This is a genomic window from Sphingobium fuliginis, from assembly GCF_004152845.1.
In the GTDB taxonomy this organism is placed as follows: Bacteria; Pseudomonadota; Alphaproteobacteria; order Sphingomonadales; family Sphingomonadaceae; genus Sphingobium; species Sphingobium fuliginis.
The window spans coordinates 92,452-106,441 of the sequence record NZ_SEON01000004.1 but is presented as its reverse complement, the minus strand read 5'-3'; the positions used below and the strand labels follow the sequence as shown (position 1 = coordinate 106,441).

The window sequence follows — 13,990 nt, the reverse complement described above, 5'->3', positions numbered from 1 at the left end:
GGAGCAGGATATGCAGAGACTGAAGGGCAAGGTGGCCGTCGTGACCGGCGCGGGCCGCAATATCGGCCGGGCCGAAGCGATGCTGCTGGCGGAGCAGGGCGCGAAGGTCGTCGTCAACGATCTGGGCGGCGGCCCTTATGGCACGGAGAGCGGCGACGCATCGCTGGTTGAAACCGTCGCGCAGGAGATACGCGACGCGGGTGGCGAGGCGATCGGCCAATATTCCAGCGTGGCGACCCGCGAGGGCGGCGAGGCGGCGGTGCAGGCGGCCATCGATGCCTTCGGCCGGATCGACATTCTGGTCAACAATGCGGGGATCGTCCGCCCGGCGCGGATAGACCGGATGACGGACCAGGACTGGAATCTCTGCATGGACGTCAGTCTGACGTCGAGCTTCTTCACCTGCCGCGCCGCGGCGGCGCATATGATCGCGCAGCGGTCCGGCGTAATCGTCAATACGGGGTCGCCATCGGGCTTCGGCCATTGGGGCATGGCCAATTATTCCGCCGCCAAGGAAGGCCTTCTGGGCTTCACCCGCACCATTGCGCGCGACCTGGGGGAATTCGGCATTCGCGCCAATCTGATCCGCCCGGTGTCGCATCTGACGGGCACGCATACGCCGGAAATCGACGAGACCATCGCTGAATCGGCGCGGCTTGGCATTCCGCTGCTGTGGAACAAGCCGATGGCGCAGCCGCGCATGACCGCCCTGCCCGCCCATGTCGCGGCGCTGGTCGTATGGCTGTGCACCGATGCCGCCTCCCATGTCAGCGGGCGGGACTTCTACATCCAGGGCGACGAAGTGGCCCTGATCCCCGAACCTGAAGCGATCCGCACCAGCATCCATCCCGGCGGCTGGACGCTGGACGCGTTCGACGAGCAGGCGAACCGCGACTATCTGTTCGGCTCGATCCAGAACCGGTTCGTGCGAACGCCTGATCCGGTTTAAAGCGGACCAACCGGCGGGGCGGCATGATCGACCGCCGCCCAGCCGAAACGCGGCGCGGTGGCGGCGTTATTCTCCTCCGCCTGCCATTCGACCGGATTCACCATCCAGTAGAACAGGCCATAGACGATATGCGCGCGGATGGCGCGCCATGCCTCTTCCTCGGACGGCGGATGGGCCACGCCATGGCGGGCCAGCGCGGCAAGATAGCCCGCGACCAGATCCCTCTCCCAAGCCCGCCGGTCCAGCGGATCGAGCGCGGAGATGTAGAAATAGGTCACGTCCTGCGCCCAATGGCCGCGACGCGTGGTCTGCCAGTCGAGGAAGCCCGGCCGCCCCTCGCGGGTGAGATACATATTGCCCAGATGCGCGTCGCCATGGATGACGCAACGCGGACCCTGCTCCCCGAAAAGGCGCAATTCCTGCAGCGCCGCATGAACCCCCTCCCGGTCGCGGCAAGCCGCCGGAATGCCGAGCGACCGGGGCAGCCCCATATAATGCGCCCATGTTTCGGGCTGGAGCTGACCGCGCCCGAAATCGCCCCAGGCTTCGTCCGGCAATGGATCATGGCGCATCAGCCAGCCAAGATCGCCATCGTCCTCCAGCGCGGGACTGTTCCACCAGCGCGCGTGCAACGCGGCCATGTCGTCCAGGAAAGCGGCGGCCTGATCGCGGGTCAGCGGCTGCTGCACGCGGCAGATATGGGCGCCGGTCGGTCGCAGATCCTCCATGACCACCATCCCCTGATCGGCATTCGCCGCGGCGTAGAGGATTTGCGGCAGCCCCAGCAGCAGGCGCGGCGCCAGCTCCGCGAAAAAGCGCGCCTCCGTCTGGTAGCAGAATTTCACCAGCTCCCGATGCTCGGCAAGACCCGCCTTGATGCACAAGGCCCGCGGCAGGCCATGGCCCCGCCCGGCGTCATTATAGGTCGCCGTCACCATCATCTTGGTGCCCGTGCCCCAAAGGATTTCGTGGACGTCGAGCCTCTCGACCCGCGTTCCGGGATAGCGCGGTGCCAGAGCTTCGCCCAGCCAGGAGGCGGTGACGTCTTCAGGGACCAACGGCAACCATGGTTCTTTCATGCAGCCTCCTCCATATGCAGCTTCGATAACAGGCAGGCGACCAGATGCCCGACGAGCGTTTGCAGCAAGACATGCCCTTCCCCGTCATCGCAGCGCCGGCGGGGAATTCGGCGTCCATGGAGCGCTTGACCCCGGCGGAAAATAAGGTTCGCATGGGATGGTCCGGCAGATCGCAACATAGCCTAAGAAATCCCGCCCAGGGCTGAGGGAGCCGCCGACGCGCCCGGTGCCGGCCACAGCCGTTCCCGGCCATCCGCGATCGGAGCAAGACCCTGCTTCACATTCCCTTCACGCCCTGAAGAACCAGTCTGACGATGGCGGCGACGTCCATGTGCAGATTGTCCGTACCCACCAACAGGCGATGCATCGGCGCCAGCACGGCGAGGTCGTAGAGGAAGCAGGCGGCCCTATCCGGATCGCGTACACCGCAATTGAGGAGAGGCTGGCGCAGCATGGCCTGCGCCTGCGTCAGCCCGTTCCGGTTCGCCGCCAGTGCCAGCGCAGGCAGATTTGTCGCCTCCGCCACCAGCAACCGGTACATGGCGAGCGCATCCTCGTCCGTGGCCATCGCGTTGAGGGCACCGACCATGCGGGTCAATATCGCCTCATCGCTCGCGGCTTCGCGGCCGATCCGCTCGATCATGGCGAAACGGCGGGCGATGAACTGCTCCAGAACCGCTTCGAGAACCGCGCGCTTGTCCGGAAAGCCGGCATAGAGGGTCCTTTTCGACATGCGCGCCAGCGCGGCAATGGCGTCCATCGACGTGCCGGAAAAACCCTCCCGCCGAAACAGATGCGCCGCGGCGTCGAGAATGCGGGAGCGAGCGTCCAGCACATCCAGTTGCGGGGGCATGACACGCCCGACTATCGCATCATCGTCGGCCGTCACGGCTGCTGGGTCAGATCGGGGTCGAAGTCTTGCCGAATGGGTCATGACCGGTGTTCGTCCCTCATGCCACGAAAGCGAGCGGCAGGCCCGGCCCCGGGCGAACGGCCGCGCAGCAGCCGACCCGTTCCGGCTGCCGTGATCCAGACATCCCGGCCATTCTCGGCGCCGAAGGCGATGTTCGTCACCATGCGATCATCGATCGGCATGTCGCCGCGCAGGCCGATGGCGGGATCGACGATGGTGATACCGCCTCGCCCAATGGAGACGATGCAGACATGCCCGCCCGCCTCCACCGCGAAGCTGTCCGGCATGATGTGGCCCGACGCCGTGGCGGCGACTTCGCCGCTGAGGCGCCCATCGCCCAATTCCACCACCAGCGCCGATCCATCGGAAAGCGCCACCGGCCTTTCCGGAATCAGAAGGCCGCTTGCCATGACCTCCACGAACCTCTCCCATGCCTGCTGCCCTGTTCGACAGTCAGGTAGAGAGGATCGATCCCGTTCGGGCAACGGCTTTCACACAGGCGCCGACAATGCATCACAAGTCCGTACGACCGGCCTTATGGCGCCGGGACGTGCCGGCTGTTCCGCGGGATGTTTCAGTGCTGCGGACGGATGAACATGGCGGTGCCGTGGTCGGATGCGACATAAACGGGATCACCGATCTTCACCAGTTGCGGGATTTCCTCCAGCGCCAGCGGCATGCCCGTCAGCCGTCCTCGGGTTATCCGGCAGAAACTGTCCTCATCGATGCGGAAGGTGCGCTGTTCCCCCTCCTTCGTTTCCACGGCGATGGCGCAGGCGTCGAGCGCGGCGACCGTGCCGACGGTCGGGATATTGCCCGATTTCGGCATGCCGCGAATATCCATCGACAGGCGGAAATGGCGGTCGGACCGGTTGGCAAGTCCGCTATGGGGCGTTTCCAGGCTGAACACCAGCAGGTCGCCGGGTTGGTAGAGGGCGCGGCACCAGGCATCGGCCGGGATCACATCGTCGCCTATGCCCTGGGGCGGCCGGGGAAAATCATTCATCCGGGGACGGTGCAACCCTTCGGCAACAGCCAGGCCGCCCGTCTCCTCATCGATTGGAGCGAGCGGCATCCAGCAGATTTTCAGTGGCAGCCCCTTGTTGTTGGGACCATCGCAATGGACGAAGTTGAACCGCGAGTCCGGCCGACCCGTGCCCGGCGGCAGCGCGTGATATTCGGTATTGGGCACCCAGAAGACCTCTTCCCCGAACAGCTCCTCGAAAAAGGCGCGGATCGCGGGCTCCGCGACGAATTGATCCCGCGGATAGCGCGCCAGCAGCGGATCGGTGGCCGGCGTGCCGTCGTTGCGGATCGGAAAATCGTCGAGCGGTGCGCCATTATACACGGCCGCGTCGTTGCGCGCAGGGTCGACGACTCCCAGGTCGCGCAAGACATCCAGGTAGACGGCGCGCAACCGGCCGACAGCATCCCTGTCCAGCACGTCGCGGAAGAACCAGTAGCCGTCCCGATCCCATGCGGCATCCAGCGCCGCGCGATCGCCCAGCAGATGATTGGCGGTCCTGAGCTCGCGCATTGGCGGGGTATCAGGCGAGGTGGAAGTAATCATGTCGGCCATGTCCGGTCTTCCCATAAACGTCGGGCCAGGCCGACCCGCATCCGTCCCGCGAAACAGGACGGATGCGGGGCAGCCGCCCCTTTTTTCAGAAATGATAGCGCAGGGTCACGCCATAAGTCCGCGGCAGGCCGGGCGTGTGGCTGGTGTAGCCCAGGCTGTCGAGGTTGATGAGCAGGAAGTCGTATTTCTTCTTGGTCAGGTTGTTGACATAGAGGGCGAGGTCTAAGCCCGATCCCATGACCCGGTTCCAGCTCGCGTCCAGATTCACCAGATTATAGCCCTCTGCATCCGTATAGCCCGGCACAACCGTATCGTTCCCGACATAATCGTCGGTATGATAATAGCTGATCCCGATGGACGCATCGCCCTGAGAACTGTCCAGCGGTGCGAGCAGCCGCGCGCCCAGCGTGTAGACATTGCGCGGCGCGCGGGCGAAGGGATCGTTGCTGTGGTCGCTGCCGTCCGGATAGATGAACTTCGTGAACTTCGCGTTGGTATAGGCATAGTTGGCCGACAGTTCCAACATGGACACCGGACGGAACAATATGTCCGCTTCGATGCCCCAGATGCGCGCCTTGCCCGCATTGGTCGTGACAGTGGTGGGGGGCAAGGCCAGCGGATCGGTCAGCAACCGCTGGATGTCGTTATATTTGGCGTAATAGGCGGCCAGATTGGTGCGCAGGAACATGCCGCCCATGCGCCAGTCGGCCTTCACCCCCAATTCGACATCGTCCACCGTTTCCGGCCTGAAGGTCCGGCGCAGCCCGGCCTCGGTCGAGGCGCGGGCGCCGAAGCCGCCGGTGCGGTAGCCATGCCGGTGCGCAAGGTAGATCAGCTTGTCCTGCGCGATCTTATATTCCAGGCTGAGATTGTAGGTGACTTCGGAAAAGCTGTCGCCCACGTTCAACTCGCACTGCGAAAGCGGCACGGCGGTTTCCGGCGTCGCGGGATTATTGTCGAGGTCGCGGGTGAAACGGCATGCGGTGGCCGTGCGATTGCGGATCGTCGCCTCGCGCTTGTCTCGATTGTAGCGAACGCCGGCCGTCAGGCTCAGGCTGTCGTTGAAACGATAGGTGCCCTGCGCGAAAGCGGCGAAGCTGCGGTTGCGGCCCGCCACATCGGTATTGCTGAACGCAGCGGTGGGATAGCCGAAAATATCTTCCGGCTCGACCAGGCCCGGATCGACGCTGCCGACCGTGGAAAGACCCTGGTTGCGACCCTTTTCCCAGAAATAATAAAGGCCGGTGATCCAGTTGAAGTTTTCGGTTTCGCCCAGCAGTTGCAGTTCTTCCGAAAACTGCGCGGTCCAGTCTATCCGCTGCTGTGGATGCAGCGAATTCATGCTTCCATCCATATCGTCGAAGATGTTGTCCTTGACGTGACGATAGCCGACGATGTTCTTGACCGTCAGCATGTCGTTGAGCGGAATGGTCGTGGTGTTGGCGATGTCGTGCGTCTCCACCTTGGTGAAGATGTTCGATCCATTGGCGATGCGATAGGGGCCCCGCGCCTGCTGTTCGGCGAGCAATTGCTCCAGCGGGCGATAGCCACGCGCCGCGCGGACGGCGGCGCCGTTCAGCGATCCGGTGGAACGGACCTTGGCGAGAAAGCTTGCCGTGCCGCCATCGTCTTCGTGGAAATAATTATAGACGGTCAGCGATTCGACGCCGCTGTCGTTCTTCATCAGCACGGAGGCGCGCACACCCTCCTGCGCGGTGTCGTTGACGTTGCGGCCCAATATCTCGTCATAGACGAAGCCGTCGTCGCGCTGACGCTGGCCGGCGACGCGCACCAGTATATTGGGCGACAGGGGCACGTTCAGCATGCCCTCCACGATGAAGGTGTCCAGATTGCCGTAGGTGACGCCGACGCGGCCTTCGAAATTGTCGGTCGGCCGGTTGGGACGGATGATGATCGCGCCGCCGGTCGTGTTGCGGCCGAACAGCGTGCCCTGCGGCCCGCGCAGCACTTCCACCGATCCTATGTCGAACAGCGCGCCATTGACCCCCTGCGTGCGCGCAAGCACGATGTCGCCCATATAGGTGGAAACGGACTGGTCCGCGAGCAGGGTTAGTTCCTGCTGGCTGAGGCCACGGATCGCGAAATTGGGCAGCGAACGGCTGCCGCCCTGTCCGGGAACCGACACAAGGCTGGGGACCACGCGGCTGAGGCCCGCGACATTCGAAATATTGGCGCGCTCCAGCGTAGCGCCTGACACCGCACTGACGGAGAGCGGCACATCCTGCAACCGTTCCTCACGCCGCCGTGCCGTTACGACGATGTCGTCACTGCCGAAGGCGGCCTGCGCATGCTGGAGTTCCTGTTCGGGCGCCGCCTGCGCCGATGCAATTGCCGGAGCCGCTGAAAGCAGGCAGGCACAGGACGACATCCAGAAACTCGAGATTTTCATGACAACCTCCCCTGAAACATTGATGTTCGCTTTTGTTGTGAAATCGTGACCGCCTCGCCGCCGGGCCGGTCGGTTGCCTCGTCACAGCAGGCCGCGTTCCTCCGACGTCGGCAGATCTTCGGGCGATATGCCGGCCTCGCGCATGGCCATGATCACCGCTGTCTGGGCAGAGGCGATGCAGGGGAAACCGACATAGAGCGTCAGTTGGACCAGCAGCCCTTCCAGTTCCTCCACCGTCAGGCCATTGGCCAGGCCGATCTTGACATGGTTTTTCAGCTCCAGCGATTGACGCGACGCGATCAGCGCGGAGATGACGGCTATGCTCTTTTGCTTGCGGTTGATGCCTTCATGCCGCCAGGCATCGTGAAAGGCCCAGCCTGCCGCCATGCGGGTAATATCCGACCCGAAACGGTTCGATGTCGCGGCTTCGTTGAAGGCGCCGCCGAAGCGTTCGCCCATGACGCCAGTGATGAAGGCGACGCCCGATTCCTGTTTTTCATCCAGTTGGCTCATTGATTCGGTCCTTCTGTTCCCGCGTCGGCCGCCAGTTCCGCTTCGGCCAGGAAATGCGCGGCAATGGGGCCGATCCGCGTGACGCCACCGTCCACGGGCAGCAGAACGCCGGTGATGAAGCGCGCATCGTCGCTCGCCAGAAAAGCCACTGCCCTGGCGATGTCCCAAGCATCCCCTTCGATGCCCAGCGGCGCGATGGCCCGCCGCAATGTACGCAGACCTTCGGGCAGCACATGCATGGCATGGGGCGTCATGATATGGCCGGGCGCAACCGCGTTGACGCGGATGCCATCGCGGCCATGCAGGACGGCGATTTCGGCGGCAAGTTGCGCCATCGCCGCCTTCGACGGGCCATAGGCTATCGATCCATGGGCCCGTATCCCTGCGATGGAGGATATGTTGACGATCGATCCCCCGCCCGCCGCCTTCATGGCCGGTACGGCATGACGGATCATCAGCATCGCGCTTTTGAGGTTGACGTCGATGACCCGCGTCCAGCCGCTCTCGTCCGCCGCGTCCAATGCAACGGGATCGGATATGCCGACATTATTGACCAATATGTCGAGCCGCCCGGTATGCGCGACCGCCTGCTCCACGAAATGGCGGCAGTCGGCATCGACCGTGACATCGCCGGCCAGCGTGAAGGCCTGTCCACCGGCAGCATCGATGCGGCGGCGCGTTTCCTCCGCGCTTTCCCTGTCGCGGTCGACCAGCGCGACATGCGCGCCCTCCCCCGCCAGCAGCATCGCGATGGCGCGGCCGGTGCCGATGCCGTCGCCCTGGGTCCCCGCGCCCGTGACGATGGCCGAACGTCCCTTGAGGCGTGGATAGAATTTAGTGGGTTGCGGCATGGATCAGGCCCGGTCCTGCCTGGGCCCATCACGTGTCGGAAGACATGAAAATGCCGTCTCCGGCGCGCCTGTTGCGCGCCCGGCCATTTGCTCGATCATGCGAAACTCTCCCAATGGCCAAGTCCATGGCCTATTTTCTATGCATGCATCATGCGACTCTCCTGGCACTGGCGTCAGGTGTGGTTTTGACATCATGACGGGGGTAAATTACCATCCTGTATGGCTCGCGATATTGCAGTGATCGGATTTGACGGCGCATGTCTCGCCAGTGTCGGCTTGTTCCTGGATCTGTTCGGCCAGATGCGCCTGCGCGTGGCCGATCAGTTTCGAACAAGAGACGACATCGGCATGCACACACGCGCCAAATTGTTGGGACCAAGCCCAAGGCCAATTCAGGTCCTGGGCGGATGGAAGTTGCAAGTGGAAGATGGGCTGGAGGCAAGGCCCCATCTCTATATCCACGTGCCCGACTTCTATTGTCCGGAGGAAGAGACGCCGGAATATCTTGCCAAACTCCATTCCGTAATCGACTGGCTCCGCAGTCAATATGCAGGCGGCGCGCATCTGTCCGCCACTGGGCGGGGAATAGAATTGTTGGCGGAGGCCGGGCTGACGGGCAATGGGCCCGTGCCGGTGACGCGAGGCGCAGCCGCGGAATTCCGCAGGCGTTATCCGCATATCCGCGTCAACACGACGGACCCCATTGCCGAAGTCGACCGGATCATGATGGCCCGCGGGATGACGCACGAAATGAGCCTGCTCACCCGCCTGATCGGCAGGCTGTTGTCACCGACCATGGCAGGGACGCTGGCGGACGCGATGGGCATGGAATCGGACCGGCCCGGCCTGTCGGACGATCCCCTGGTCGCAGCGGCGCAGATGTGGCTTTCCGAACGGGCGTCGCGCGGGCTGCATATCGGCATGCTCGCGACGCATCTTGCGGTGAGCCCGCAGACACTGATCCGCCGGTTCCGCGCGAAGCTGGGCATGACGCCGCGGGACTATCTGCGGCTGGTGCGGATGCGCAGCGCGCAGTCGCAGCTACGCGATACCGATCGCCCGGTTTCGCAGATCGCGACGCTGATCGGCTATAACGATCTCAAATCCTTCCAGCAGGCGTTCCGCCACCATAGCGGGATGAGTGCGAGCCATTATCGCGCCCTCGTCCGGAACGGCGGCGATCCGCTTCCCTCCCCATCCGGCGCGGTGGGCGGCTCCGATTTCGCGATGCCACTGATATTGTGCTGAAGCTGCGGATAATGCGTGCGAATGGGGGACCGGCAGATGGCCGATCCCCCGATCGATCAGAACTGGACGCGGAATTCGCCGCCCATCGTCCTTGGCGGTTGCAGATAGGTCGCTGCCTGGGGATAGGGCTGCGACGCATTGAGCGCATTGCCCGCCGGGAATAGCTGGCCCAGATCGACATGGTTCAGCAGGTTCTTGACCCAGAAGGCCAGTTCGCCCTTCACCCCGTTGCCAAGCGGGATTTCGGAGATGCCCGTGCGCATATTGATGCGGTTGGTGAAAACGCCGGGATTATAGCGCGGCGAAGGCGAAGCAGCGGTTCCGGTCGAATTGACCACCGTCAGCAGCTTGTAGGGCGCGCAACATGTCATTTTCGAGCTGCGCGTCCAGTCGAAATGGATGTTGAAGACGCCGGGGTCGAGCGGCCGGCTGAAGTCCACGGAAACGGAGCCGGCATGTTTGGCCGCGCCTACGCCCAGCAGTTGGAGGAAGGATGCGCCGGGGTGGGCCGCCATATCGGCGGGCGATACGACCAGGGCGCCGGCACAATTGCCGGCCGGGGCCGCCGCGCACGGACCCGACGACAGGATGCTCGTCCCATTGGGTTTGAACGTGGTCAGTGTCCGCGGATCGATCCCGATCAACCGCTTGTTGCTGTCGACATAGGTATAGTTCGCCGCCAGGCTCAGCCCCGGCACGATCCGGGCGCTCAGTTCCACTTCCAGCCCCTTTGCCCTGTAGGGAACGGTGACGTTGAACGTGTCGGAAATGCTGGGGTTCGTTGCCGGGCTGGTCTGAATGGATTGTTGCTGATCCTCGACCTTATATTTGAAGGCCGCGATGTTCAAGGTCACGCGCCTGTCGAACCATTGGGACTTCATGCCGATTTCCCAGGACTTCAAAACTTCGGTGCCATAGGCGGTGAACACCTGCGAACGAACATTGGCGCCGCCATCCCGGAAGCCGGAGGCATAGCGGACATAGGTGTTCATGTCCTCGGTCAGCTTGACCTTGGCCGTGAAGGCGGGATCGACGCGCTTTTCCTTCGCCTCGTTGCGCAACTGCGTCGGCAGGATCACACCGTTGAAGATGTCGCGCCGGGCCCTCTTGGTGTCGTCGCTGTAACGCAGGCCCGCGGTCAGTTCCAGCCGCTCTTCCAATATGGGTGGCGTCCAGCTTGCCTGACCGTAGGCCGCATAGGCGTTCGTCTTGGAAAATTGGCGGATGAAGCCGCCATTGGGCGCGAAAGGACTGTAATAGGGGGCGCGGCTGGGGCCGCCGCCCGGCGTGCAGGGCGCGCCCGCTATGCCCGCCGGACAATTGGTGGAAAAGCCGGAATCACGTTCATCCTGCACATCTTCGTAGAAATAGATGCCGCCGACCGTGACGTTGAAGCTGGACGTCGTGTAGATCGCCTGAAGTTCCTGGCTGAAGACCTTGGAATCCAGATAATTGCTGGCCCATGCCTGCACGGGCGACGTTCCCAATGACGTAACCGCCCCGCCATAGTTGATGGAGCGACGCAATCCGGTGATCGACTTCAGCGTCAGCGCGTCGCTGGCGCCATAGGTCAGGTTCAGCACATGACCGCGATTCTTCGTGATGAAATAGAGCGAGGGAATCGCGAAGGGCGCACTGTCGGGATATTTGTCGAGATCGAGCGGAAACTGCTGATAGCGTCCTCCATCGGTCGTGAAGATCGTGGCCGGGCCTGTGGGCGGCACGGTGATGCCGCCATTGGGGTTCTCGATCGTGCCGATATTGGGAGACACCAGGATTTGCGGAAAGGCCTGATCGTCCTTTGCCCAGACATTGTCATAGGCATAGAAAATGTTGAGATCGCCGAAATCGCGTTCCACCGCGACCCTGCCGCCATAGGTCTTGAGCTGACGGAAGTCCCTGTCATAGTCTCCAGTCTTCCAGTGAAAGGATGAATAAGGGCTTGAAACGGGGGTTATGTTTTGCAGGAGAGCGCTCTTGACGTTCCGGAAATACCCACCCCGCTTGCGGTACATGCCCGACAACTGAATACGGAATCCCGCGATTTCCGGCATATCTAGACGCCCCTTGAGCTCATAGGCATCGAAATTGCCGATGCCGGCGCGGAAGTCTCCTCCCAGCACGCCGCTTGGCCGGCGGGAAACGATCTGCACAACGCCCGCCTCCGCATTGCGGCCGAACAACTGTCCCTGCGGCCCACGCAGCACCTCGATGCGTTCAGGCGTGATAAGGTCGAGCGCGCCGCCCTGGGCTCGCGGAATGTTGATGCCGTCGATATAGAAGGCCACGGCATTGTCCTGCGTGCCCTGGGACGCGTCCGATGTCCCATAGCCGCGCATCTGGAGCGCTACCCCGGTCTCAGTCCCGTTGAGCGGATAGGAAGTAAGACCGGCGATCTTGCCCGGCCCCAGATCATTGAGATTTTCGATACCCCGGCTGCGCAGCGTGTCTCCACTCAGCGCGGTGACGGCAAGCGGCACTTCCTGCAGTCGCTGTTCGCGCCGTGTGGCGGTCACGACGATGTCTGCATCTCCAGCCGTGGCGCGGCCGCCCTGATCCTGCGCGCTGGCAAGAGAGGGCATGGACAGGGCGGACAGGGCCGCACTGGCGAAAAGAAGCTGCTTTTTCATGGACGTCTCTCCCTATGATTTTGTTCTATGAGCGAGCGATGCGAATGCGCCTCCCGAACGGTTCCAAGGATGCATGAGAACCCGGCGCGGGTGATCCGGAGCAGGCGGAATCATGCCGAGACAAAGAAAGCACCTGCCCGCATCGCAAATGATGAAGCAGGCGGATCATGTCCGGAAATATGGCCAGGCGCCGCGCAGATCGCATCGTCCCTCCCCTTCGGACAGAACATCCGCCGTTCTCGCGGTCTGGATGCCGGCGGCTTCAACCGCCTGTCCTTGATCCGGCATATCAGCGCCAGAACGGTGCAAGGCTAACTACGGCGCATATTGCATGCAAGTGCGCCTACATAGATCGTATTTGTGATCTCTCCGACCATGGCCTCGGATGAAAAGCCGGTTCAAGGCTCGATCGAGTTTTTACAGCGGTTGGGCACCAACAAGTGGCGGCTCAAAGCGCATCTGCGATGATCAGGCTGAATTGATCTGTGAAGACCCTGCGACCTTCCGCTCAATCGACCGCGAAGCGCCGGTCATAAGCAGCCTGGCGGCGCGCGATCTGTGCCTGCCTTTGCCGAGGCGTCACCTTCGCAACCGCTGGCGGCAAAGCCTCCCCAAGCCGCGCCAACGCCACTTTCCGGCTTTCGATCGACGGGGCTTCCGCATCGGGATCGGGGAAGCCCTGCCAACGGTGCAGGACCAGCACATCATGCAGCCCGCATGGATTCAGCCAATTATGCACGCCCGGGTCCGCCATGGAGAGGACATAGGTGAAGCGTCCGTCCGCATCCGGCGCCATTTGCGCATTGGTCAGGCTGATCTGCCTGTCGCGATTGGGCAGGCTGCGCAACCACAGGTCATGCAGGACGATGTCGCGATAGGTTGCGCCCGCCGCATTGGCCGTGATGATGACCGCTTCATCCTCGCGCAACGTGAAGTGGCCCAGGCTGCCCTGCTGGGTCACCAGTCCGCCCACAGACCCCGCTCCCTCGGGCGGCGTCATCATCTGTGGGCCGTTGAAGAACAGACGCTGGGCATAATAGGCATAGAATACATCGGACAGGATATTGCGAATGGCTGTAGCGGCCAGTTCATCTTCCGTCAGCGGGGGTCGCGTCGGCGGGTCGAGCCTGCGCACCTGCAACGCATCGGGCTGCTGCCGTTCCCAATCCCCCATGGAATCGCGGATGAAGAGATAGAGCGTCCCTGCCGGTATCTGGAGATGATTCCGCCGTTTCCCGGCAGGCATATCATCCAGGGTGAGCCTGTACCGGCCGTCCTCGTCAATCTCCATGGCAAGTTGTTCGAGCGATGCCAGCGTCGCGGACGTGGTGCTGTTGCTGACCAGTTGGAAGGTGACGTAAGTGGACGGTTCGACCTGCCTTTGCCCCGTCAGTTCATAGCGTCCGCCTGCCGCGACGGGAATGATGCGATAGGCGTTGTTGGGATTGTCTCCACCCCATTTCGCGCCGGGCACCTTATGTCCGAACCATTGGCCGCCTTCACTATATACACGCAATATGCGGGGATGATTGGCATCCGTATTGGCGGCAACCAGCGTGCATTTGAAACAATAATCGGAAACATGGTCGTCGAACAGCGCCATCTGGTCGGCAGGCATGAGCCTGTCCGTCACGCGCCGCCACATGATCTCCGCACGGGCGCGAGCCGCCCTGACGTCCGGCCGCTCGAACAGTCGCATGGCGAGCCTCTCGAGATCGCGCTGGTCGACATTGGCCACCGGATTGGCGGCGGACAGAAAATAATCGCCAGTGTCAAGGGGCATCACATCCTTCTCCCATGCAGGCCGGCTATCACCAA

General features: G+C 62.9%; 11 protein-coding genes. 2 read left to right on the top strand and 9 right to left on the bottom strand.

The genetic code is table 11. The features are described 5' to 3' along the window. The first annotated feature begins 10 nt into the window (after window positions 1–10). Window positions 11–949 carry an SDR family NAD(P)-dependent oxidoreductase gene (locus tag EWH10_RS11500; protein ID WP_025550586.1) on the top strand — a complete coding sequence of 313 codons (939 nt, stop codon included), beginning with the start codon at window positions 11–13 and terminating at the stop codon, window positions 947–949. Here EWH10_RS11500 and EWH10_RS11495 read toward each other — a convergent pair. The 7 genes from EWH10_RS11495 to EWH10_RS11465 all read right to left on the bottom strand — a co-directional run bounded on the left by EWH10_RS11495 (window position 946) and on the right by EWH10_RS11465 (window position 8,294). Beyond that, window positions 946–2,028 (bottom strand): phosphotransferase, encoded by a 1,083-nt coding sequence (locus EWH10_RS11495; protein WP_044660655.1) that lies wholly within the window; start codon window positions 2,026–2,028, stop codon window positions 946–948. The two genes, EWH10_RS11500 and EWH10_RS11495, sit on opposite strands and share 4 nt — an antisense overlap. Before the next feature lie 277 nt (window positions 2,029–2,305). Continuing rightward, complete coding sequence (locus EWH10_RS11490; RefSeq protein ID WP_025550590.1) at window positions 2,306–2,917, bottom strand: TetR/AcrR family transcriptional regulator; 612 nt, start codon at window positions 2,915–2,917, stop codon at window positions 2,306–2,308. 41 nt (window positions 2,918–2,958) lie between these two features. Next, the gene (locus tag EWH10_RS11485) at window positions 2,959–3,351 is read right to left on the bottom strand and encodes an SMP-30/gluconolactonase/LRE family protein (RefSeq protein ID WP_044660654.1); all 393 of its coding nucleotides are present in this window, start codon (window positions 3,349–3,351) and stop codon (window positions 2,959–2,961) included. Between the two features lie 164 nt (window positions 3,352–3,515). Next, window positions 3,516–4,478, bottom strand: a complete 963-nt coding sequence (locus EWH10_RS11480; protein WP_165363358.1) for a phytanoyl-CoA dioxygenase family protein — start codon at window positions 4,476–4,478, stop codon at window positions 3,516–3,518. 127 nt (window positions 4,479–4,605) lie between these two features. Further along, window positions 4,606–6,930: a TonB-dependent receptor gene (locus EWH10_RS11475; RefSeq protein WP_025550595.1), complete on the bottom strand. Its 2,325-nt coding sequence runs from the start codon at window positions 6,928–6,930 to the stop codon at window positions 4,606–4,608. 81 nt (window positions 6,931–7,011) lie between these two features. Then, on the bottom strand, window positions 7,012–7,443 hold the full coding sequence (locus EWH10_RS11470; protein ID WP_065846528.1) for a carboxymuconolactone decarboxylase family protein: 432 nt from the start codon (window positions 7,441–7,443) through the stop codon (window positions 7,012–7,014). Then, a complete protein-coding gene (locus EWH10_RS11465) occupies window positions 7,440–8,294 on the bottom strand; it encodes an SDR family NAD(P)-dependent oxidoreductase (protein WP_025550597.1) in 855 nt (284 codons plus the stop codon). Before EWH10_RS11465 ends, EWH10_RS11470 begins: the two co-directional genes overlap by 4 nt. A gap of 420 nt (window positions 8,295–8,714) precedes the next feature. On the opposite strand from EWH10_RS11465, the gene EWH10_RS11460 reads away from it, so the two are divergent. Beyond that, the gene (locus tag EWH10_RS11460) at window positions 8,715–9,542 is read left to right on the top strand and encodes a helix-turn-helix domain-containing protein (RefSeq protein WP_025550599.1); all 828 of its coding nucleotides are present in this window, start codon (window positions 8,715–8,717) and stop codon (window positions 9,540–9,542) included. 56 nt (window positions 9,543–9,598) lie between these two features. Here the strand turns inward: EWH10_RS11460 and EWH10_RS11455 are convergent, their stop codons facing one another. Both EWH10_RS11455 and EWH10_RS11450 read right to left on the bottom strand, forming a co-directional pair. After that, complete coding sequence (locus tag EWH10_RS11455; RefSeq protein ID WP_025550601.1) at window positions 9,599–12,172, bottom strand: TonB-dependent receptor; 2,574 nt, start codon at window positions 12,170–12,172, stop codon at window positions 9,599–9,601. A gap of 508 nt (window positions 12,173–12,680) precedes the next feature. Further along, entirely contained in the window at window positions 12,681–13,955 is a 1,275-nt protein-coding gene (locus EWH10_RS11450) for a hypothetical protein (RefSeq protein ID WP_044660652.1), read from the bottom strand. Window positions 13,956–13,990 lie beyond the last annotated feature (35 nt).